The sequence below is a fragment of the Acetobacter vaccinii genome (genome assembly GCF_008365315.1).
GTDB classification, from domain to species: Bacteria; Pseudomonadota; Alphaproteobacteria; order Acetobacterales; family Acetobacteraceae; genus Acetobacter; species Acetobacter vaccinii.
The window spans coordinates 1,798,709-1,820,611 of record NZ_CP043506.1 but is presented as its reverse complement, the minus strand read 5'-3'; the positions used below and the strand labels follow the sequence as shown (position 1 = coordinate 1,820,611).

The window sequence follows — 21,903 nt, the reverse complement described above, 5'->3', positions numbered from 1 at the left end:
ATCAAACAGTATCCCGCACTTTTTTATTACCCAATCTACTAATAATATTGCACATATGATCCAGATTTTCGCCAATAATCGCTTCTTTGAAAATGGAATTTTTTATAAATGGATACTTATGTTCCAAAAGTATATCCCACAACTCATGCGTAGGATTTGTCAGTATTTCTCGAGAAAAAACTGCCTCACGCCATTTATTGGCTCTATTCCTATTCTCTCCACTAATAATATCATCATAATTCCACAACGCATGCATAGGAATTTTATGTTCAAGCATCCATCTGGAAAATCCAAATTCATTCGCATTAATCACAAACCATTTATTATGATGCGAGCGAAATTTTTTCCAAAAATTCAACCAAGCTTCTGATATAACAACTTGTCTGCCACAATAGAGAAAAAATGACTGCATATGCCAACCATGTTGATTCGCACCGATAGCCCCAGTTATTCGCTCAGGATGCATCCTACACTGCACCATCATTTCCTCAAGACCTTCACCAACATATGTCACACTATCATTGGCGATCAGAATGGGATTACGCTCGTACTGACCTTCCAGCAATTTCATACCTTGTAGGAAGAGTGACCAATCACGACCTCTATTATCTGCACAGACAACACGCCACACAATATTCCTAATTTTATTAATTTCTTTTTGTGAAAATTTTTCTGTGTTACTTAGGAATATTGTAACAACACCGCAATCCTTCAATGCCTGCAGATAATCAACTACATAAGGTTGAATTTCATCATGCCTGTCATAATGAACAAACAAACAAATATCGTCAGTCTGTGATGGTGCTTTACCAACAAATGTATCACTAAAAATAATTTCGTCATTCTGATCCCGCAGGTATTCATTACGGCAAAAAATTGCTTCCTGCCCCAATGCACGCACTAACTCTTCGCGCCACGGCCCTGCATTAGGTGAAATACCCCGAAAAACCTCCAGCCACTGCTGCGTTGAAAACAATGCATTCGGATTACGCAGAGAGGTCTCATCTTGGCGGCAAAAATGCTCTAGCGCAGACATATGCCGAGGGATATCATGCCCGTACTTCTGGCGATAATATTCAACATCAAAAAGAATATTAGGACCCACGGTATCTTGCTTCTCTAGACACTCCCTAACACTCAGAGAGGGGTTACCTGAGGCTAATCGTATCCACTCCAGATCAACCATGGGGTGCGGAGAACAGGCGTTGCTCATTACTCATCAGACCTTGTATAAATACGTTTATTGTACTATAATTTATGTCTAATATTCTGACAAGCACAGACTAAAAAATAGTAGTTATTCTGATAGAAAATACATGCCAAGCTATTTTTGAAAACGTGTCAAAAAATTGCGAATACATAATCAAAAATATTTTAAAATCCACACAAATCTACCCTAAGAAAATAAAAAGCGTTCTATAAAAATTTATAGAACGCTCACGTAAAATCCAATAATTCTACTTTTAAAATTTAAATTGCTTCTTATACTTTGTAAACAGAATGCGATTTCTTAACATCTGAACGTAATTTAATGATATCTTCAATTTCTTTATTGCCGACCTGATTCTCGCGCGGAGCAAACAATGCCCTCTGTCGAGGAGAAGCACTTTCCTTTACTTCACAGAGATAATATATAGCCATACTTTTCCGAAACACATTGCAAGTCTCTGACAGAGTTCTACTCATTCCATGCCAAGAATTCTGTGTTGTATCAAAAATAACAGCTCGATTAAATTTAGGACTAATTTCTTTTTCTAAAGTTGTCGGCTTTGTACCTTCACTATTACTGTTCCACAACCCTAAGTGTCCGCCATCAGCTTCCTTAAGGTCCTGAGACAAATAAATTATTATATTAACTTTACGCTGTAGCAATAATTTAGGGTGTATAGAGTAATCAAGATGTGGATTAAGATTACCTCCGCGACCATGAATATGCCATCCACCTCCATGCAATCCATTATCAGCAAATAAATCTACACCAACATATTTCTGAAGAACATCAATGAAAGGCCTAGAGTTGAGATAACTAAATGCAGCATAGGTTTTCTGGGGAAATACATTCCAGTCATTCAATGCCTTTTTATCTTCAAGTGGATTACTATAGAAAAACCACTTCTCAGATTCGTATTCAATAAACTCATCACTGAGTTGACTTGCCACATCTTCTTTAAAGAAGTTATCCACCACACAATGGTGAAATGGCTTTCCTTCTTGGAAAGAATTCAAAGCATGAATTAAATTGTCTTTATTGATAATATCCACTAGCCCATACCTTTTGGAAAATTTTCTTAAAAAATAGAATTTTCCTGAAAGTCTGTCAATTCACACGCCCGCCGCAAGTGCATCAAGATAAAATTTTTCTATTCATCAATGTATTTTTAAAATTTACAAATATATTTAGATTAAAAATAAATTCACCATATAGTTACAATCCAATTTTCAAATAAAATATAAAATAATTCAGCCCAACATAACATCTTACACCCAGACTAATTAAGGAAATATACGTACATCTACATCATACAAAACATAAACAACAAGATTTACTGCCTTTTGAGACCAACTTGATCATGCCTTCTTGGTGGCCCACGCAGGCGCAGGCTTACCAACCGCCGCACGCTTACCCTGCCAGTCCTGCAAATCATCCATGGCTCGGGGTCGCACACTGCCGGGCCAATAGAGACCTTGTGCCGCCTCAAACACCACGGCCTGCCGCAACCCGCCGTCGGTATATTTCTGCAAGGCAACGCCCAGCCCCCGCGCCATAACGGGTAGCTGTTCCAGCGGAAACACCAGCAGGCGCCGGTTATCACCCAGCACAGCCACGGTATCACCCTGCGCGGGAATACACAGCTTGCTGTATTCCCCCTCTTTCAGGTTCAGCACCTGTCGGCCAGACCGCTTTTCCGCCACCAGGGCATCATCTTCCACCACCATGCCACGCCCCGCGCTGGAGGCCACAAGGCGACGCCCGCCTTCCGTCAGCACGAAAATGGAAATCAGTTCTTCATCATTCGACAGATCAATCATCAGGCGCACAGGCTGGCCGTCACCCCGACCACGCGGCAGGTCTGCCCCTTTGACTGTAAAGGCCCGCCCATCAGTCGCAAAAAAGCAGAGCCTGTCAGAACTGAAGCACGGCAGAGCCAGCCTGAGAGCATCCCCTTCCTTGAACTTCTGGTTATCCAGATCCACCGAGTGCCCTTTGACGGCCCGAACCCAGCCTTTCTGCGACAGGATCATGGTCAAAGGCTCACGCTCGACCGTTTCCGCAACCGAAATATCAACCGCACGAGGGGCCGACAGAATGGTGCTGCGCCGTGGGCCTGTGGGGCCTTTGGCAAAAACCCGCGCCATTTCCTCCAACTCGCTACCGATCCGCGCCCAGCGCACACTCTCGTCCCCCAGCAGGGCTTGCAGGCTGGCCTTTTCCGCCGACAGGGCATCGTGCTCGCGGCGGATTTCCATTTCTTCCAGCCGCCGCAGGCTACGCAGGCGCATATTCAGCACGGATTCCGCCTGCAAATCCGTCAGGGTAAAGGTGCTCCGCAGTGCTGCCTTGGCATCATCCTCTTCGCGGATAATGCGAATGACCTCGTCCAGATTGAGATAAACACTCAGGAAGCCTGCCAGAATTTCCAGCCTGCGCTCAACCGCCAGCAGGCGGTGGCGGCTACGCCGTTCCAGCACCTCGTGCCTGTGGTCCAGCCAGGCGCGCAACACCTGCCGCAGCCCCATGACGGAAGGAGAACGATCAGCCCCCAGCACATTCATGTTCAGGGCAAAACGACTTTCCAGCGTGGTGGCACGGAAAAGCGTTTCCATCAGCACTTCGGGCTCTACCCCGCGGGACTTGGGCTCCAGCACAAGGCGGATTTCATCCGTGCTTTCGTCGCGCACATCCCCCAGCAGAGGCAGCTTTTTCTGCTCCAGCAGATCAGCAATCTGTTCAATCAGCCGTGATTTCTGCACCTGGTAGGGAATTTCCGACACGACAATCTGCCACGTGCCAAAACGTCCCTGCTCGACCGCCCAACGCGCCCGCATACGAAAGCTGCCGCGCCCGGTTTCATAAGCCTGAAGAATGGCCTGGGCATCTTCCATAATCAGCCCGCCGGTCGGAAAATCCGGCCCACGCATGACTTCAAGCAATGCACGCGTATCAGCCTGCGGGTCACGCACCAACAAGGAGGCCGCAGCACAGACCTCGGCAGCATTATGGGGCGGAATGCTTGTGGCCATACCCACCGCAATCCCCGCTGCCCCATTGGCCAGCAGGTTGGGGAAAGCGGCTGGCAGCACCAGAGGCTCCTGCTCCTCCCCATCGTAGGTCGGGCGGAAATCGACGGCATCGTCCTCAATACCGTCCAGCAGGGCAACGGCAACGGCTGTCAGCCGGGCTTCCGTATACCGCATGGCGGCAGGGTTATCCCCGTCGATAGACCCAAAGTTGCCCTGCCCTTCCACCAGCGGATAGCGGGCAGCAAAATCCTGAGCAAGCCGCACCAGTGCCTCATAAACCGAAGCATCCCCATGCGGGTGGAATTTACCGATAACATCACCCACCACGCGGGCGCATTTCTTGAAACCCGAGGCCGGGTCCAGCCGTAACTGGTGCATGGCGTAAACCAGCCGCCGATGCACAGGCTTAAGCCCATCACGCACATCGGGCAACGAGCGCGACATGATAGTGGACAAAGCATAGGCCAGATAGCGTTCGCTCAGGGCGTCCGCCAGTTTTGTCTCCTCAATATGGCCTGCGACTGTTTCGTTCATGTCCTGCTCCGGGAGAGTGTTTCCGGTCTGTTCCGCGCCCATTCATACTCTGGCCTGCGGGTTTGCGCCAGCCTCAGCGCGCAGGCGCATCCTCTGTGCCTGCACGCTCCACTTGGGCGGCAATCCGGGCAGCCAGACGTTGGCGGGCTGCGGGCATGGGGCGATGCCGCTGACCATAGACATCACGCTCTAGAAAATACCCGTTGAGTCCAAGCCCTGCGTGCCAATCCGATAGGCAGCCGTCATCCTGCTCCGACAATAAAAAGGCGGGCAGCGGCAACAGTCTGTCCCGCCATGGGCCTGCACCGTCCTGACTAACTGCCCGCCCCGTGCGGGGGGAAACATAGGCCAGGCCAGTCTGCGCCCCTGTCGCCGCACAACGCGACAAGTCCAGCCCAAACCCCAGAGTTTGCAGCAGAACCTGCTCCCAGCGGATATACAGGGGCACCCCTGTGCGCTCCGCCACATCAGCATCATAGCCAAGAAAAGTCAGGAGCCGCAGGGTTTCCCCAAACAGGAAGGGGCATGCCTCTCGCTCAGGCAGGCTTGTATCCAGCAGGGCGCAGGCCGACTGCAATAGCGCCAATGCCAAAGGAGCCTCCAGCAAGCGGGCGGCACAGGCGTAGAGCACCTCCCCCGACAGGCTGGGCATACTGCCCTCCCCCCGCTGGCGCATGTCTGTTTTGACAACATTACCGGGTTGCCACAGGGCGCGGCCAGCACGGCTGGTGCCTGCGGGGGCAACCCCTCGTACCAGACCCTGTGCCTCTGTCAGCACATGTACGCGGGCCGCGACCTCACCCAACGGGCTGGCAGAAACAACAAGGGCGGGAGCCTCCCTTTCAGGAAGCATCCCGCCCTGCGTATCAGGCTTGGAGCCAGAAATCAGACGCCAGAAACCTTGGCGACTTCAGCTGCGAAATCGTCCACAGCCTTTTCAATGCCTTCACCAAGCTGGAAGCGGTCAAAGCCAGCCAGCGTCACGCCAGCTTTTTTGACAACGTCCTTCACCCGGGTTTCACCGTCATGCACCCACACCTGCTCCAGCAGCACCACTTCTTCGTAGAACTTGCGGATACGGCCTTCCACCATCTTTTCGATGATGGCCTCCGGCTTGCCGGAAGCACGGGACTGCTCAACCAGCACAGCGCGTTCACGCTCGATAGCGCCGGGGTCCAGGCTGTCAACGTTGAGGGAAGACGGGCGGGTTGCTGCAACGTGCATGCCAATCTGGCGGCCGAGCTGCTCGATCGCTTCAGAAGTGGACGGTGCTTCGATCGCAGCCAGAACACCGATCTTGCCCAGGCCCGGACGCAGCGCGCCGTGCACATAGGTTGCCACAACGCCAGAAGACACCGTGAACACCCGGGCGCGACGCAGGGACATGTTCTCGCCAATGGTGGCGATCAGGTGCGTCAGCTCGTCTGCAACGGAACGGCCGGTGTCGAGCATGGCGCTCTTGATCACTTCAAGGTCGTCACCAACTTTGAGTGCAACCTTGGCAACGGATTCCACAAAAGCCTGGAATGCTTCGTTACGGGCAACAAAGTCGGTTTCAGCGTTGACTTCCACCATGGCGGCGGAACGCTCGTCGGAAGCCACAGCCACAAGGCCTTCGGCAGCAACGCGGCCGGACTTCTTGGCAGCAGCGGCAAGACCCTTCGTACGCAGCCAGTCAATGGCGCCTTCGATATCGCCGTTGGCTTCGTTCAGAGCCTTTTTGCAGTCCATCATGCCCGCGCCGGTTTTCTCGCGCAGATCCTTGACCAGAGCAGCGGTAATTTCCGCCATAATCCGTACTCCTTAAAAAAACCAATAGCGCGCCCCTTAAAAGAGGCGCGCATGCAGGCTGTTACAGGGAAGGCCTTCAGCCTTCGACCGGAGCTTCCGCTTCGGGTGCTTCCAGCGCAGGCTCAACCGGCAGTTCTTCACCAGCGCCGATATCAACACCAGCGGCGCCCAGCTCGGCGGAGATGCCGTCCAGAACGGAAGAGGAGACCAGGTCACAATACAGGCCAATGGCGCGGATGGCGTCATCGTTGCCCGGCACCGGATAGGTCACGCCACGCGGGTCGGAGTTGCTGTCCAGGATAGCAACAACCGGGATACCCAGCTTGTTGGCTTCCTCAATGGCCAGCTTTTCCTTGTTGGTGTCGATGACGAACAGGATGTCGGGCAGACCGCCCATTTCCTTGATACCGCCGAGGGAGCGTTCGAGCTTATCGCGCTCACGCGTCAGCTCCAGCACTTCCTTCTTGGTCAGGCCAGCGGTGCCGCCTTCGATGGTTTCGTCAATCTGGCGCAGGCGCTTGATGGACCCCTGGATGGTCTTCCAGTTGGTCAGCATGCCGCCCAGCCAACGGTGGTTGACGTAGTACTGGCCGCAACGACGTGCTGCTTCAGCAATCGGTTCCTGTGCAGCGCGCTTGGTGCCGACGAACAGCACGCGGCCACCACCGGCCACACCGTTGCGAATCGCAAGCAGGGCGCGGTCCAGCAGGCCAACAGTCTGCTGCAGGTCGATGATGTGGACCTGGTTACGAACGCCGAAGAGGTACGGCGCCATACGGGGGTTCCAGCGGCGTGTGTGGTGACCAAAGTGGACACCGGCTTCAAGCAGCTGGCGCAGTGTGAAATCGGGCATCGCCATGGGCGTAATCCTACCTTTCTGGTTACATCCTCCGCAGGGCACTGCCCGGCCTGTCAGCCGGACACCAGAGGCGGCATGGCCCTGCGTGTGTTGTCCCGGCAAACGCCGGGCGGGGCTGTATATGGCCGTTTTTGCCTGTTCAGGCAAGCATAAACAGGACAAAAACGGCGCAACGTCAGCTCTATCCGGGGCAAGTCCTGCCCCTGCCCTCAGCCCTGCGGGGTCGCGTGCGGGTTTGGCACGCCATGAGTGGCCAGCAGGGTGCGCAGTTTACGCACGACAGGAAAGACCTCGATATTGTGGTCCCCGCCCAGTTCCCGCCAGGCTTTCTGCTCCATTTCCACAATTTCACGATCTTCTTCAAAGATCCTGTGCGTGAAAATACCAAGGACTGGCCAGGCCATGTCCAGCAGGAACGCCCATTTGGGTTTTTTGACCGACAACAGACCAAACGCCTGAGTCACCTGCTGGGTTTCACCCAGTGGCAAGTAACAGGCCCACAGGTCCATCACCAGATCACCGTCCTTGTCATGGATTTTGAGGGTCTGGTACGGATAGGTGGTGCGGACGGACACAACCTCTTCCACCGGCTGTTCCCGACCTTCCAGATCATGGTGCCGCCCGAAGATCAGCGCCTCGGCCAGAGGCTGGTTGCCACCTTTACGGGCAAAGCTGTAGCGGGCCTCCATAAAGTTCTCACCCGCGTCCTGACCGAGAAAACGGGCCGTAATAGACCCCATCTGACGGCGGTGCAGGAACTGATGGTTCATGTCCATCAGGTTCTCATGCATGAAGGTATAGTGGCATTTCAGCCGTGGGCTGAACTGACGGGTTTTGAATTCCGGATTCCCAACCTGCGCCACATCTGGCAACGGCACCGTCTCGGCCAACGCTGGGTCACCGGGGAAAATAAAGACAAGCCCACCGCGCTCACGACAGGGATAACCCCGCACCGGGCGGCCCACGTCCTCACGGTTCAGATACGGCACCGTCACACACTGGCCACGCCGGTCAAACGCCCAGCCATGATAACAGCACTTAATACAGCCTGCCTCATCCACCACACCTTTGCTCAGCGGCACCTGCCGGTGGGCGCAGCGGTCTTCCAGCGCATAGACAGGCCCATGCTCGGGGCGGATCAGGGCAATAGGCTGGCCTGCGTAGCGTGCGGCAAAAGCCTTGCCGGGGCGGACCTTGGCCGACCATGCGACAGGATACCAGAAATTGGGGTCGCAATCGATCTGCCGAAGGTCATAACCGGGTGCGGTTGCGCCCTGCGCGGTCTGTCGCGCGTGTGTAGCAGCCTGCATGATATCTCCTCTTTCCAGAATCCCGCAGGCCGATTCCTTCCCATGCGTCCCGGCCTGAAACGGCGGCCCGCACGATTGAACCTTGCCCCCTATGGGAGCAAGCCCCTTGGCTGCATGCCTGACCGCCTGCGTCGTAGGTCATACTCTATAGTGTAAAGTAGGCCTGCCTGTCTGCCTGCCCCCTTGCCGCACACCCTCAGCAGGGTGCCAGCCCACCACTGTCCAAAAATACCGCAAGCCTCTGGGTCCGCTCCCTGTCAACGGCGACTGCCGCCCCGTCCAATTCCGTCAACACCCGCAAGGACAGACTATTGACCAGCCAGACACCCTGCGCGCACCGGAGTTGCTCCAACGTCAGCGGGGCTTCCTGCACCAGACCTGCGGTTATCAGGCTCCCTCTGGCTGTGCCGGGCAGCGCACCCTCTGAGACGGGGGGGGTGAACACATGACCGTCATGCGCCACCACAAGGTTGCTGATTGTGGTTTCCGCCACACGTCCGGCGATATTCAGCAACACAGCCTCGTCCAGCCCAGCCCGCGCAGCCTCCTGCCGGGCCAGAATGGCGGGAAGGTAGTTCAGGCTTTTGATGCGTGAGAGGGGGGATGCCTCATCCCTACGGATCAGCCTGCTGGTCAGAGCGCGCACATCGGAACGTCCAAAATGCCCTGTCGTTGCCACCATGGTGCATGTTGGTGCTGTCTCTGTCGGCGGCAGAAGACCCCGTGGCCCCTCCCCTCTGGCAACTGTCAGACGGACAGATCCATCCCGCACAGATGTCGCAGCCAGGAGTGCCATAATGCCAGCACGAACCGTATCCGCACCCGGCACAGCCAGACCCAGAACCTGCCCACCGGCTGCCAGCCTGTGCAGATGGGAGGGCAGATGTACAGGCTCCCCTGCTCGCACCCGTATGGTTTCAAACAGACCATCGCCCAGCGTGAACCCTCTATCCAGCGGGCTGATGCGCGCCGCGTCCAACGGACACAGCGCCCCATTAATCCAGAGCATGTCCGCCCCCCTGTACAAAGGCCGAAAATGGCGCGAGTTTGAGCCGCATTTCCGCATATTCCTTTTGTGGCTCGGATAGAATGGTAATACCACCACCCACGCCAATACTCAGACGATCCTGCTCGCGTGCAAAGCTGCGGATAATAACGGAGCTGTCCATACTGCCATCATGCCCGATGCGAAAAAGCGTGCCGCAATACGCCCCACGGGCTGAGGCCTCAAGCTCATCAATAATTTCAAGCGCCCTGTGTTTAGGCGCCCCAGTAACAGACCCCGGTGGCAGGGCCGCCCTCAGCAGGTCAAACACATCATGCCCCGGCAACAACTGCCCCCGGATTTCAGACACCAGATGGTGCACGTGCGAAAACCGCTCGACCCGCAAAAAATCTGGCACATGCACACTGCCCGTACGGGCCACGCGGCCGATGTCGTGGCGCATCAGGTCCACAATCATCAGGTTTTCAGCACATTCTTTTTCATCAACAGCCAGCGCCTCGGCCAGCGTGCGGTCCTCTTCCTCCGTAGCACCGCGCGGTGCTGTGCCCTTGATGGGGCGAGATGCTATTTCTCCCGCCGGGCTGACACTCAAAAACCGTTCCGGGGACGATGACAGCAAGGCATAGCCCACCCCGCAAGACAGATACGCCCCAAACGGTGCAGGCACGGATTGCCGTAACTGCCTGTAAAGCGACACGGAGGAGACCTCCGCCCCCACATGAGCAACAAAACGGCCCGTGATATTGACCTGAAAGATATCCCCCGCAGCAATATACTCCCGCGCACGGCTGACCGCCTGACAATACGCCTGATGAGCCTGGTCTGGCACAAGGTCCAGAACGGGACATACGGGAAAATATAATGGGTTTTGAGAAAGAGCTCCCCAGGCTTGCAGAAACCCTGCAAGCAATCCGGCCCTATCGGAAAGGCCCGCGACATAACAACGCTTTTCCTGCCTGTCCCACACAACAGCATGGTCATACGCAGCAGCGGCCAGCAGGGGTGTGGGGTCACCCCCATGGCGGGACACCACACCTTCCAGCATCAGGCCCAGGGCATAGCTGGCAAAGCCAATCCACCCCCCGCAAAAGGGCAGGTGTGTTGTCTCCTGCGCCTCGGAAATTGGGAAAACAGCTCTCAGGACATCAAAGATATCCACGTCAGAACTGCACGGCTGGGCAATACCATCAATCGTCACGCCATCCGGCTGCAACACAACAGTGTGGCGGGGATTGTGGCAGAAGACCTGCCAGCGGCTCCGCTCCTCCACCGGGCCGCCGCTATCCAGCAGCGCACACCACGGTGCGCCCCCCCATGCTGCCAAAACCGCATCGACATCACGCCAGGGGAGTTCCTGCACCCACGCCACGGCTCAGACCTGCTCCACCTTGCAGACCCCTGGCACCGCCCGCAGTTTCTGACCCAATACGGGTGTCACACGGTAACTGCCCCGCAGGCGTATTTCCACATCGCAGCTATCCGCAACACCGGGCAGCAGGACAACACGCCCCGACCCACCTTTGACCTCCCCCAGCATGGAGGACAGGAGCGGCAAGGCCTCCTCCCGCTCCAGCCAGACACGCAGTTCACTTTGCCCCTGTGCCGCAGCTTGTTCCAACGTCACGATATCGCTGGCGGTAATGCGCATGGCTTCCCCCTCCAGCTTCAGTTCCGCCGTAACCAGCACAGCCACACCAGCCACCAGATGTTCCCGCGTGCGGGACAGAACCTCGGAAAACACAGTCACTTCGCACCCGCCCGAGGCGTCAGACAGGCGCACCCAGGCCATTTTGCCCCCCGTGCGGGTTGGCCGTTCCTTACGGTCCACCACACAGCCTGCAATGCGCACACGCCCGACCCCGGCCTCCGCCGCTGTCAGCAGTTGGGACGACCGCATGGCCCCCAGCCTGCGCAGCACTGGCCCATAGGAATCCAGCGGGTGGGCTGTCATGTGGAAGCCAATGGCCTCAGCCTCCATGGCAAGCCGTTCAAACTCCGGCCAATCTGGCCCCGTGTCCAGACGCAGGGGCTCCACCGCACCATTGCCGCCAAAAAGACCAATCTGCCCGGATGCAGCCTCCTGCGCCTGGCTGTGCGCACGCCGCAGCATGACATCAGCCGAGCGGAAAACCTGCGCGCGTTCAGGTACAAGGCTGTCAAAAGCCCCAGCTTTGGCCAGATTTTCCATCTGCATACGGTTGATCTGGCGGGGGTCTATCCGGCTGGCAAAATCCAGCAAGCCCGCAAACGGTTTACGGCCCCGCAGCGCCACCAGGGCTTCCATAGCGCCAAACCCGACTTTTTTAACCGCCGCCAGCGCGTAGCGGATAGCGTAACGGCCATCATCCTGCTTTTCGACCGCAAAATCAGCCTGAGAGCGGTTAATGTCAGGCGGCAGCACGGCAATATCCATCCGTTCCGCCTCCTGCCGCAGGGCTGCCAGTTTTTCCGTTTTTTCACGCGCGAGCGACATGCAGGCTGCCAGAAAGGCGACGGGGTGGTTCGCCTTCATCCACGCGGTCTGGTACGACACCAGCGCATAAGCCGCCGCGTGGGATTTGTTAAAGCCGTAGTCAGCAAATTTTGCCATAAGGTCAAAGACCTCAACCGCCTTGGCCCTGTCTATGCCCCGCTTGACCGCGCCTTCGGTAAAGATCGTGCGCTGATGGTCCATTTCCTCACGGATTTTCTTACCCATGGCGCGCCGCAGCAGGTCAGCGCCACCCAGGCTGTAGCCCGCCATTTTCTGGGCGATCTGCATAACCTGTTCCTGATAGACCATGATGCCATAGGTCTCTTCCAGAATATCGCGGATTTCCTCATGCGGGGGTTCCCATACTTCCCCATGTTTACGCCTGCAATAATCAGGAATATTGGCCATAGGACCGGGACGGTACAAAGCCACAGCTGCAATCAGGTCCTCCAGCCGCGTCGGGCGCATCTGCTTGAGAACATCACGCATGCCTGCACCTTCGAACTGGAACACGCCTGCGGTGTCCCCCCGGCTCAGCATTTCGTAAGTGGCGGCATCATCCAGCGGGATAGTACCAAGATCGACATCCGCGCCCATGCCGCGAATGAAATCAACACCTCGCTTCAGAATAGTCAGGGTTGTCAGGCCCAGGAAGTCGAACTTGACCAGCCCCGCCTGCTCCACAAACTTCATATTATACTGGGTGACCAGCATATCGCTCTTAGGATCGCGGTAGAGGGGGACCAGTTCCACCAGCGGCCTGTCCCCGATCACCACCCCGGCGGCATGGGTACTGGCGTGCCGGAACAGTCCTTCAAGCTGCTGTGCGATTTCAAGCAACCGACGCAAAGCCTCGTCACTATCACGCATTTCCTGAAGTTTAGGTTCGCCCGCTATGGCTTCCTTCAACGTTACTGGCTTGGCCGGGTTGTTGGGGATCAGCTCCGCCACGCGGTTGACCATACCATATGGCAGGCCCAAGACACGCCCGACATCCCTGACCGCTGCACGCGCCTGCAACTTTCCGAAGGTGATGATCTGGGCTACGCGGTCAGCCCCGTATTCCCCCCGGACATAGGCAATAACCTCGTCACGCCTGTCCTGACAGAAGTCGATATCAAAGTCAGGCATGGACACGCGTTCGGGATTTAGAAAACGTTCGAACAGCAGGTTAAACGGAATGGGATCAATGTCAGTAATGGTCAGCGACCATGCCGCCAGCGACCCAGCCCCCGACCCACGCCCCGGCCCCACCGGGATATCATGCGCCTTGGCCCACTGGATAAAGTCGGCAACGATCATGAAGTAGCCGGGGAAGCCCATGCGCGAGATAATATCGAGCTCAAACGACAGGCGTTCCCCATACGCCTTGCGGGTTTCCTCATCAGCGTTCATGCCGTTCAGGCGGCGTTCCAGCCCTTCCTGCGCCATGGCCCTCAGGGTTTCATCCTCAGTCGAGCCCTCACGCACCTTGGGGCAGACAGGCAGCAGGGGCTTGCGCGTTTCCACCTTGATGGCGCAGCGACGGGCAATTTCGAGCGTATTGTCGCAAGCTTCTGGCAGGTCCGCAAACAGCGCGCGCATGACCTCAGGGGGCTTGAACCAGTGTTCGGGCGTTACGCGAAAGCGGTCCTGCTCCGCCATGGTGCGCCCCTGAGCGATACAGACCAGCGCATCATGCGCCTCGTACATATCGGGCTTGGGGAAAAAGCACTCATTGGTGGCCACCAGCGGCAGTCCAAAGTCGGCTGCCAGCGCCAGCACACCCGGTTCCACCGCCTTTTCCAACGGCCGGCCATGACGGTGCAGTTCCACCACCAACCGGTCAGCAAAGGCCTCGTGCAGGCAGGCAAGCCAGCGGGCGGCCTCGTCCTTCTGCCCTTCGGCCAACAGGTTGAACAGCGGACCGCGTGACCCACCTGTCAGCAGGATCAGCCCCTGTGATTTTTCACACAGGAGTTCCATACTTACGGTCGGGTCAGCCGGGTCAGAATCCTGGAACCCTCTGGACGACAGAAACTGCAAATTGGCCAGCCCGACCTCGTCCTGCGCCAGCAGTACCACAGGCTCCGCCGCAGCCCCTGGCCGGACATTACGCGCAGGCAGACCTATCTGACTGCCAATAATGGGCTGAATGCCGCTTTTGGCGCAGTACTGCGAGAACTCAAGCGCGCCGAACAGATTGCCGGAATCAGCAATACCCACGGCTGGCATACGCATATCCCGCGCCAAGGCAGCAATATCTGGCACGCGAATAGCCCCCTGGCTAAGGGAATACGCGGAATGGACACGAAGGTGGACAAAATCGGCATGGGACATGCCCCCCCCATAGCACAGCTTTCATGCCCTCAGCAGCAGCTTCATGCCGCACTGGCCCACTCTACGCTTCGGCGATAAGCTGCGGCCCGATACGCGACCAGGGTCGCTTTTCTGTTTTCCTCGCAGGCAGGGCGTTACATGCACATCATCACATCCAGAGCCGAACTGGCCCAGTTGGTCACGCAGTGGCATAAAGAAAACGAACGCATTGGCGTGGTCCCCACCATGGGTGCCCTGCACAATGGCCACCTGACCCTGGTCAATGCGCTGGATGGCAAGGTGTCGCGCCGGATCGTGACCATTTTTGTCAACCCGATCCAGTTCAACAATGCCGAGGATTTTCGCCTCTACCCACGCGGTGTGGACAAGGATGCCGCCCTGCTGGCCGACACAGGCAAGGTGGATGTGCTTTACGCCCCGAACGAAAATGAAATGTACCCGCAAGGATTTTCCACCCGCGTTTTGGTCTCGGGGTTGGATGGCATGCTGTGTGGTGGTGACAGGCCCGGACATTTTGATGGCGTGGCAACTATTGTCACAAAGCTGCTGCTCCAGACAGGAGCCGATGTCGCAGCGTTTGGAGAAAAAGACTACCAGCAACTCTGCATCATCCGCCGCCTTGCAGCAGACCTGAACCTGCCGGTTGAAATCCTGCCCGTACCTACCGTGCGTGAAGCTGACGGGCTTGCCCTGTCATCCCGCAACCGCAGACTCACAACAGAACAGCGCACCCAGGCTGCTACATTGCCAGCGGCCCTTACAGCCTGCCTGGGCGCTCTCCGTGCCCACCAGCCTGCACCACCCGCCCTGGCCCAGTGCCGCGCCACGCTGGAACAGGCTGGGTTTACCGTACATTATCTGGAACTCCGGGCGGAAAGCGACTTACACCTCACTCAGGCCGCCACACCCGGCACCCGCCTGTTTGTCGCTGCAAGCCTGGGTGACATTCGCCTGATTGATAATATGCCCGTCTGACAAACGCACCATAGACACAAAGGAAAACCCATGAGCCTGACACGCCTTGCCCCAGAAGAACGCCTGAGCGGCGCAGTCATTCACAATGGCCTTGTGTACCTGGCCGGGCAGGTTGCAGATGATGCCACCCTGGATGCCCAGGGGCAGATGGCCGATATTTTGCAACAGGTTGATGCCCTGCTGGCCGAAGCTGGCACGGATAAAAGCCGCCTGATTTCCGTCCAGATTTTTCTGGCAAATATGGACGATATGGCGGCTATGAACCGGGCTTGGGACGCCTGGCTGGATACCGCCAACAAACCTGCCCGCGCCACGGTGGAAGCCCGTCTAGCTGACCCTGACTGGCGCGTGGAACTGACAGGCATTGCCGCCCTGCCCTGAGTTGCCCCAGCCCCATGCGGCAAAGCCTGCATGGGGTCGCAGCCTTTTGAGAACACAAGATCAATGCTTTCCGCAGGCTGCTTTTCAAACTCTCAGCGGCACCCAGCAGAGAGACGGCACACTGGCATGGCACGTTACCAAGCCAGCTTTTAACGCCATCAGCTTTCTGCTGACACACCCATCCTACCCGGCAAGAACCACGCTCTGAACGCCAAAGAGACTATGGGTGCCTGCACCACTGCACACAAAACAGCAACAGTGCCAAAGCATAGCCTGAGGAAAGACTAATCTTACAAGGTGATTTATATTTTCAGGAGAAATACAGGCTGGCTCCCGAAGTAGGACTCGAACCTACGACCCAGCGATTAACAGTCGCTTGCTCTACCAACTGAGCTATTCGGGACCAGCGAGGCATCGTATAGCGGGCCTGAATGTGGTCGTAAACCCCCTTTTTGAATTTTTTTCACTTCCATGACTGAACAAGACGACACCCCGGGTCAGTCGTAGTAAACAGGGCCTATGACTGGCCCCGCTCCTTCCCGTTTCCGCCGCCGTGCCCTGCTTTCTGGCGCTGGCCTTGCTGCCGCCGGTGCTGGCATTTCCTTGCTGGGTGCCCCCTGGCACCACCACCACAGCCGCCAGCCTGATGGGTCGTATCGCAGGTTACGGGTTGGTTGGCTGGAGGCTGACAATTCCCCTGTATTTGCCGCAGCCCAGCAGAAAGATTTTTTCGCGCACTACAATCTGGATATCCAGCCCGTACACAGCACGCGCAGTGGCCCGGATATTCTACGCGCCTTGGAAATCGGGGAACTAAACTACGCCGTCGCCCCCGCACTGGCCTGGATACAGGCACTCCATGCCGGGCTGAATGCCCAGTTGATCATGGGGGTGCAACCGGGCAATTTCAGGCTTCTGGTGCGCCGTACCAGCGGTATTACCCGGCTGGACCAGCTTATGGGCCGGACGGTAGCCATCCCTGAACAGAGCACCGTTGAGAAACTGTTTCTGGCCATTATGATGCGCCGTAAAGGGCTGGATGCACTCAACCGCATCAAGTGGGTGGAACTCCCCCCCTTTCCCGATATGGATGACGCCGCGCATGAAGACGGTATTGATGCCATCATAACCCGCGACCCTTATGGCTGGCTGCTATTACAGAAAAAACCTGACCTGTTTTCCGAGCTTGTTGGCAGTAACTCCGGGCATTACGCGGAACGCACAAGTCTTGTACTGGGGGCATCCACTAAAGCTCTGGGTCAGGACCCCGAAGCTGCAACAGCGCTTGTGCTGGCCCTGCGGGATGCCGCCCTGTGGGCTGACACCCATCGGGATGATGTCGCCACCATGATTGCCGACAATATTTCCGAACTCTCGGTCGCCAGCGCCCGCCGGATGCTCCATGCCGAACCTGCGATTATTCCCGTTATCGGCAAGGCCCTCCGCACCCAGGTGGCGCAGTATTGTGACGAACTGCAACTGATCGGCCTCTTACCGGAAAACGATGATACCGCGCGGCTCTCTGGCCTGTACACTGCCAACCCCCTGCGCCAGTAGGGCGGTATATCAGCGGCAGGTTAAGGGGGGCTCAGTAAAGTCTCATCATATGTGGTAAGACTATTTCAGATAGCACCGCAGTCTGTCGCCTTTTTGAAAAAAGGCGACACCCAAAAACTTTTTTCAATCAAGCGGGCTTCTTTAGCAAGAGTATCAAATACTACAGTTTTTTTGAAAGCTCTTGCATCATCTTATGCTTCCACTCCCCACCCGTACGGGCAGAGAGTGGAATAGTAGCTTAGCGTAAACCAGCAACAAATGCTGCAATACGTGCACAGGCCTCACGCAAAGCATCATCCGATGTTGCGCAGGAAAGCCGCAGATAGGGCGAGAACCCAAAGGCGCTCCCCGGCACCGTTGCAACCAACCCTTCCTCCAACAAGGCTATGGCAAAGTCAGAGTCCGTTTCCAGCACACGCCCGGCAGCCGTTGTGCGGCCAAGGCAGCCAGCAACGCCCGGATAGGCATAAAAAGCCCCTTCAGGCATGGCACAGGTCAGCCCCGGTACAGCCCGCAGAGCTTCCACCACCAGAGTGCGCCGCCTGCTGTACACAGCCGCCATTTCCCGCACCAGATCCGTCGGCCCATCCAGCGCTGCAACGGCCGCAGCCTGCGCAATGGAACAGACACCCGATGTAGCATTCCCCTGCACGCCGCGCATGGCGGCCAACAAATCTGCCGGACCACCGGCAAAGCCCACACGCCAGCCTGTCATGGCATAGGCCTTGGACACACCATTCAGCGTGATCGTACGGGCCTTGAGGTCCGGGGCCACCGCTGCGATCGAGGCTGCACGCACACCATCAAAAACGAGATGTTCGTAAATTTCGTCAGACAGTATCCACACATCAGGGTAATCCCGCAGAACTTTGGCAATGGCCTCCAGATCGTCCTGCTGGCACACGGCTCCTGTGGGATTATTGGGGAAATTGAGCACGACCCAGCGTGTCCGTGGCGTCAGGGCTGCGGCCAGTGCGTCTGCCCGCAGGCGAAAGCCATCCTCCTCGCGGCAGGTCACAAAAACCGGGGTAGCCCCGAACATCCGCGCAATCAGCGGATAGCTGACCCAATAAGGGGCCGGCACAACAACCTCATCCCCCGGATCAAGCGTTGCCATAAAGGCATTAAAAATAACCTGCTTGCCGCCGTTGGAGACCATGATCTCGTCAGCCGCATACTCCAACGCATTGTCGCGCAGGAACTTGCGGGCAATGGCCGCCTTAAGAGCAGGCGTGCCATCAACCGGCGGGTAGCGGGTCTGCCCGTCCAACGCGGCCTGATGGGCTGCCTGCACCACCGCAGGCGGTGTCGGAAAATCCGGCTCCCCCAACGCCAGCAAGATGACATCCCGCCCTTCGGCCCGCAATGCGCGGGCACGGCGGGCCATTTCTATGGTGGCTGGGGCAGGCAGCCCGTTCAGACGCTGTGCGAAAACACGGGCCATACTCTTACAGAATCCCTGCGCAGAAACGCTGGATACGTGTGCAGGCCTTACGCAGGCTGTCCGTATCCGTCGCGTAGGAAATACGCATGTAACCGGGGAACATGAAGGCGGAGCCATGCACGGCAGCCACACCTTCTTCCTCCAGCAGGGCGGTCACGAAGTCTTCATCCGTCACCAGTTCACGCCCACCGGGGGATGTTTTGCCCAGGCAGTCTTCAATGCTCGGGAAAACATAGAACGCCCCCTGAGGGATATCGCAGGACAGGCCTTTGGCCTCACGCAGCATGGCCACCACCATGTCACGGCGGGCCTGATAGGTTTCCACCATGGTGCGGATAAAATCCTGCGGGCCTGTCAGGGCTTCCACTGCAGCAGCCTGCGCAATGGAGCAGGTGTTGGATGTGGACTGGCCCTGTAGCTTGTTCATCGCCTTAGTCAGTTCCACTGGTGCGCCGGAAAAGCCCACGCGCCAGCCTGTCATGGCATAAGCCTTGGACACACCATTCATGGTGACCGTGCGGCTACGCAGCAGGGGCTCGACCTCAACAAACGTTGCGGGGCGGAAGCCGTCATACGTCAGCTTGGCATAAATATCGTCAGTGAAAACCCACACATGCGGGTGGCGCAGCAGCACGTCACACAGCGGCCGCAGGTCCTCCGCAGAATAGGCAACCCCGGTGGGGTTACAGGGGGAGTTGAGGAAAAGCCATTTTGTGCGCGGGGTAATCGCGGCTTCCAGCTCCTCCGCCGTCAGCCGAAAACCGTTTTCGCGGCGGCACGGCACCACAACGGGCACACCTTCCGCCAAGGTGACGATGTCGGGGTAGGACACCCAGCACGGGGCGGGAATAATGGCTTCATCACCAGGATTCAACGTCGCCATCATGGCGTTGTAGATCACCTGTTTGCCACCTGTGGAAACAATGACCTCCTCAGGCGTGTAGTCCAGCCCGCTGTCCTGGCGGAAACGTGCGGCCACGGCTTTACGCAGTTCAAGCGTACCGGCCACGTCCGTATAACGTGTCTGCCCGGCTTCGATAGCCTTGCTGGCCGCACGTGCGATGTTTTCCGGCGTGGGAAAATCGGGCTCACCTGCGGAAAGGCTGATGATATCCCGACCTTCGGCCTTGAGCGCACGGGCACGTGTGGTCATGACAATGGTCTGGCTGGGGCTGATCCTGTTGAGGCGGTCAGCAACAATACTCATGGTTTCTTACTTTCCGACACTGTTCCCGCAGTCCAGGTCACGGCGCAGGGAACAACTTGCTGTATCGCGGCACACACTAGTCCTGTTCCTCGTCGGGCGGAACCGGAGAAGACAGCTATATTACTGTTTTTTATCACCCGCCATCGCTGCATGGCGGACATCCTGCGCGTGCATTCCTGCTGCGCGCATATCCCGCACCGACTGGGCACCATCCCGCTTGGCCAGCCTGCGGCCTTCGGCATCACATAACAGCGGATGGAACGCATAGGCTGGTGTTGGCCACTCCATAAGGGCCTGCAACAACCTGTGCAGGTCTGTCGCAGGCCGCAGGTCCACCCCCCGCGTGACCAAGGTCACACCCTGCGCGGCATCATCATGCGTGACACACAGATGGTAGGAGGCTGGCACATCCCGGCGGGCCAGAACAACATCACCAAACAGTTCTGGCTGACACTCCACTGTGCCCAGCGCCAGGTCCTGATAGGTCAGAGGCTGTGCCGCCACCCTGGCGCAGGCGCGCGCCATGTCCAGCCGCAATACATAGGGTTGCCCCTCCGCCATACGGGCCGCACGCTCCGCCCCCGTCATATGGTGGCACCGACCAGGGTACAGCACACTGCCATCGGGGGCTGTATGCGGGGCGGAAAACATGGCTGTACTTTCACGCGCAATCTCCGAGCGCGTGCAAAAACATGGATAAAGCACGCCCAGCCTGTCCAATGTCTCCAACACTTGCCCATAAGCCGCCATCCGTTCCGACTGGTGCACCACCTCACCCTCTGGTTCCAGCCCGAGCCATGCCAGGTCCTCCAGAATGGCCTGAGCATACGCAGGTCGGCAGCGCTGGGGGTCAATATCTTCCATCCGAACCAGCCATGCACCGCCCGAACGGGAAAACGCCCACCCATGCAGCGCCGAGGCAACATGCCCCAGATGCAAAAAGCCCGTCGGGCTGGGGGCAAAGCGTGTCCGCCAGCCATAAGTACTTGATGTATTACACTGTAATGGAAAATTCATAGACCCTTGAGCAGCCATTTCATCCAACCCAGTACATGCCAGACGACCACGAGTACACTGTAATATTTATGTTAATTCTTTCCACTTTCTTGCGCGCCTCTGCTCGGTCTGCAATAGTGACGGCGGCACTTATCTTGACGACGCATTTCTCTGACGGTCGCTTCCAGGTATGAACAGCCCTGAAGCGCAGCGTCCTCGGAAACGATGAGGAGACGCGACTTGGCGGATGGCAGTACCCTGAATTTTCCAGCCCTTGTGCTGAACGCCGACTTCCGGCCCCTGTCCTATTTTCCCTTGTCCCTATGGTCCTGGCAGGACACCATGAAGGCTGTCTGCCTGGACCGGGTCTCGGTCCTGAGCGAATACGATGCGGAAGTACACTCCCCCCGACAGACATTCCGCCTCCCCAGTGTGATCGCACTGAAAGACTATGTTCCCTCAGCCCGCAAACCAGCCTTTACGCGCTTCAATGTCTTCCTGCGTGACAACTTTTCATGCCAGTACTGCGGGGAGCGCTACCCCACGCAGGAACTGACGTTTGACCACGTTATCCCCCGTTGCAAAGGCGGGCGCACAAGCTGGGAAAATGTTGTCACGGCCTGTGGTGTCTGCAACCTGCGTAAAGGCCCGCATATGCCCCACCACATCGGCATGATCCCACGCAGGACGCCTGCGCGCCCGACATCGTGGGAACTCCAGGACAACGGCCGCGCCTTTCCACCCAACTACCTGCACAAAAGCTGGTGCGACTACCTGTACTGGGACACCGAACTGGAAAGCTGACCCCA

The 21,903-nt window shown here is 57.1% G+C and carries 17 protein-coding genes and 1 tRNA gene; 4 read left to right on the top strand and 14 right to left on the bottom strand.

The features are described from left to right. Window position 1: 1 nt before the first annotated feature. The 10 genes from FLP30_RS08195 to dnaE form a co-directional block, all read right to left on the bottom strand. On the bottom strand, window positions 2–1,213 hold the full coding sequence (locus FLP30_RS08195) for a hypothetical protein (RefSeq protein ID WP_149279382.1): 1,212 nt from the start codon (window positions 1,211–1,213) through the stop codon (window positions 2–4). Window positions 1,214–1,482: 269 nt separating this feature from the next. After that, the gene (locus FLP30_RS08190; protein WP_210419263.1) at window positions 1,483–2,262 is read right to left on the bottom strand and encodes a 2OG-Fe(II) oxygenase; all 780 of its coding nucleotides are present in this window, start codon (window positions 2,260–2,262) and stop codon (window positions 1,483–1,485) included. A gap of 306 nt (window positions 2,263–2,568) precedes the next feature. Beyond that, a complete protein-coding gene (parC, locus tag FLP30_RS08185; protein ID WP_149279381.1) occupies window positions 2,569–4,776 on the bottom strand; it encodes a DNA topoisomerase IV subunit A in 2,208 nt (735 codons plus the stop codon). Window positions 4,777–4,849: 73 nt separating this feature from the next. Beyond that, the gene (gene recO / locus FLP30_RS08180; RefSeq protein WP_149279380.1) at window positions 4,850–5,629 is read right to left on the bottom strand and encodes a DNA repair protein RecO; all 780 of its coding nucleotides are present in this window, start codon (window positions 5,627–5,629) and stop codon (window positions 4,850–4,852) included. Between the two features lie 32 nt (window positions 5,630–5,661). Continuing rightward, window positions 5,662–6,567 carry a translation elongation factor Ts gene (tsf, locus tag FLP30_RS08175; protein ID WP_149279379.1) on the bottom strand — a complete coding sequence of 302 codons (906 nt, stop codon included), beginning with the start codon at window positions 6,565–6,567 and terminating at the stop codon, window positions 5,662–5,664. A 76-nt stretch (window positions 6,568–6,643) separates the two neighbouring features. After that, window positions 6,644–7,426 carry a 30S ribosomal protein S2 gene (rpsB, locus tag FLP30_RS08170; RefSeq protein ID WP_149279378.1) on the bottom strand — a complete coding sequence of 261 codons (783 nt, stop codon included), beginning with the start codon at window positions 7,424–7,426 and terminating at the stop codon, window positions 6,644–6,646. Between the two features lie 209 nt (window positions 7,427–7,635). Then, window positions 7,636–8,736, bottom strand: coding sequence for a Rieske 2Fe-2S domain-containing protein (locus FLP30_RS08165; protein WP_149279377.1), 1,101 nt, complete (start codon window positions 8,734–8,736; stop codon window positions 7,636–7,638). A 196-nt stretch (window positions 8,737–8,932) separates the two neighbouring features. Beyond that, window positions 8,933–9,745, bottom strand: a complete 813-nt coding sequence (locus FLP30_RS08160; RefSeq protein WP_149279376.1) for an aminotransferase class IV — start codon at window positions 9,743–9,745, stop codon at window positions 8,933–8,935. Further along, complete coding sequence (locus tag FLP30_RS08155) at window positions 9,732–11,111, bottom strand: anthranilate synthase component I family protein (RefSeq protein WP_149279375.1); 1,380 nt, start codon at window positions 11,109–11,111, stop codon at window positions 9,732–9,734. Before FLP30_RS08155 ends, FLP30_RS08160 begins: the two co-directional genes overlap by 14 nt. 3 nt (window positions 11,112–11,114) lie before the next feature. Further along, complete coding sequence (gene dnaE / locus FLP30_RS08150) at window positions 11,115–14,534, bottom strand: DNA polymerase III subunit alpha (RefSeq protein ID WP_149279374.1); 3,420 nt, start codon at window positions 14,532–14,534, stop codon at window positions 11,115–11,117. A 138-nt stretch (window positions 14,535–14,672) separates the two neighbouring features. On the opposite strand from dnaE, the gene panC reads away from it, so the two are divergent. Together panC and FLP30_RS08140 are read left to right on the top strand one after the other, a co-directional pair. Continuing rightward, window positions 14,673–15,509, top strand: a complete 837-nt coding sequence (gene panC / locus FLP30_RS08145) for a pantoate--beta-alanine ligase (RefSeq protein WP_149279373.1) — start codon at window positions 14,673–14,675, stop codon at window positions 15,507–15,509. Window positions 15,510–15,539: 30 nt separating this feature from the next. Beyond that, entirely contained in the window at window positions 15,540–15,890 is a 351-nt protein-coding gene (locus tag FLP30_RS08140; protein WP_149279372.1) for a RidA family protein, read from the top strand. 327 nt (window positions 15,891–16,217) lie between these two features. Here the strand turns inward: FLP30_RS08140 and FLP30_RS08135 are convergent. Continuing rightward, window positions 16,218–16,293 (bottom strand) — tRNA-Asn (locus FLP30_RS08135). Window positions 16,294–16,409: 116 nt separating this feature from the next. On the opposite strand from FLP30_RS08135, the gene FLP30_RS08130 reads away from it, so the two are divergent. Then, complete coding sequence (locus tag FLP30_RS08130) at window positions 16,410–17,447, top strand: ABC transporter substrate-binding protein (RefSeq protein ID WP_149279371.1); 1,038 nt, start codon at window positions 16,410–16,412, stop codon at window positions 17,445–17,447. A 238-nt stretch (window positions 17,448–17,685) separates the two neighbouring features. On the opposite strand, the gene FLP30_RS08125 is transcribed toward FLP30_RS08130, so the two are convergent. The 3 genes from FLP30_RS08125 to gluQRS form a co-directional block, all read right to left on the bottom strand. Then, on the bottom strand, window positions 17,686–18,891 hold the full coding sequence (locus FLP30_RS08125; RefSeq protein ID WP_149279370.1) for a pyridoxal phosphate-dependent aminotransferase: 1,206 nt from the start codon (window positions 18,889–18,891) through the stop codon (window positions 17,686–17,688). Window positions 18,892–18,895: 4 nt separating this feature from the next. Beyond that, window positions 18,896–20,098: a pyridoxal phosphate-dependent aminotransferase gene (locus FLP30_RS08120; protein ID WP_149279369.1), complete on the bottom strand. Its 1,203-nt coding sequence runs from the start codon at window positions 20,096–20,098 to the stop codon at window positions 18,896–18,898. A gap of 120 nt (window positions 20,099–20,218) precedes the next feature. Further along, window positions 20,219–21,115, bottom strand: coding sequence for a tRNA glutamyl-Q(34) synthetase GluQRS (gene gluQRS, locus FLP30_RS08115; RefSeq protein ID WP_149279368.1), 897 nt, complete (start codon window positions 21,113–21,115; stop codon window positions 20,219–20,221). Window positions 21,116–21,334: 219 nt separating this feature from the next. Here gluQRS and FLP30_RS08110 point away from each other — a divergent pair, with 219 nt between their 5' ends. Then, window positions 21,335–21,898 carry an HNH endonuclease gene (locus tag FLP30_RS08110; protein ID WP_246856471.1) on the top strand — a complete coding sequence of 188 codons (564 nt, stop codon included), beginning with the start codon at window positions 21,335–21,337 and terminating at the stop codon, window positions 21,896–21,898. Window positions 21,899–21,903: the final 5 nt, after the last annotated feature.

Excerpts from the sequence above, each read along its gene's own strand:
- FLP30_RS08195 (WP_149279382.1), bottom strand. The coding sequence starts at position 1,213 with ATGAGCAACGCCTGTTCTCCGCACCCCATGGTTGATCTGGAGTGGATA.
- parC (WP_149279381.1), bottom strand. The coding sequence starts at position 4,776 with ATGAACGAAACAGTCGCAGGCCATATTGAGGAGACAAAACTGGCGGAC.
- recO (WP_149279380.1), bottom strand. The coding sequence starts at position 5,629 with ATGCTTCCTGAAAGGGAGGCTCCCGCCCTTGTTGTTTCTGCCAGCCCG.
- tsf (WP_149279379.1), bottom strand. The coding sequence starts at position 6,567 with ATGGCGGAAATTACCGCTGCTCTGGTCAAGGATCTGCGCGAGAAAACC.
- rpsB (WP_149279378.1), bottom strand. The coding sequence starts at position 7,426 with ATGGCGATGCCCGATTTCACACTGCGCCAGCTGCTTGAAGCCGGTGTC.
- FLP30_RS08165 (WP_149279377.1), bottom strand. The coding sequence starts at position 8,736 with ATGCAGGCTGCTACACACGCGCGACAGACCGCGCAGGGCGCAACCGCA.
- FLP30_RS08160 (WP_149279376.1), bottom strand. The coding sequence starts at position 9,745 with ATGCTCTGGATTAATGGGGCGCTGTGTCCGTTGGACGCGGCGCGCATC.
- dnaE (WP_149279374.1), bottom strand. The coding sequence starts at position 14,534 with ATGTCCCATGCCGATTTTGTCCACCTTCGTGTCCATTCCGCGTATTCC.
- panC (WP_149279373.1), top strand. The coding sequence starts at position 14,673 with ATGCACATCATCACATCCAGAGCCGAACTGGCCCAGTTGGTCACGCAG.
- FLP30_RS08140 (WP_149279372.1), top strand. The coding sequence starts at position 15,540 with ATGAGCCTGACACGCCTTGCCCCAGAAGAACGCCTGAGCGGCGCAGTC.
- FLP30_RS08130 (WP_149279371.1), top strand. The coding sequence starts at position 16,410 with ATGACTGGCCCCGCTCCTTCCCGTTTCCGCCGCCGTGCCCTGCTTTCT.
- FLP30_RS08125 (WP_149279370.1), bottom strand. The coding sequence starts at position 18,891 with ATGGCCCGTGTTTTCGCACAGCGTCTGAACGGGCTGCCTGCCCCAGCC.
- FLP30_RS08120 (WP_149279369.1), bottom strand. The coding sequence starts at position 20,098 with ATGAGTATTGTTGCTGACCGCCTCAACAGGATCAGCCCCAGCCAGACC.
- gluQRS (WP_149279368.1), bottom strand. The coding sequence starts at position 21,115 with ATGAATTTTCCATTACAGTGTAATACATCAAGTACTTATGGCTGGCGG.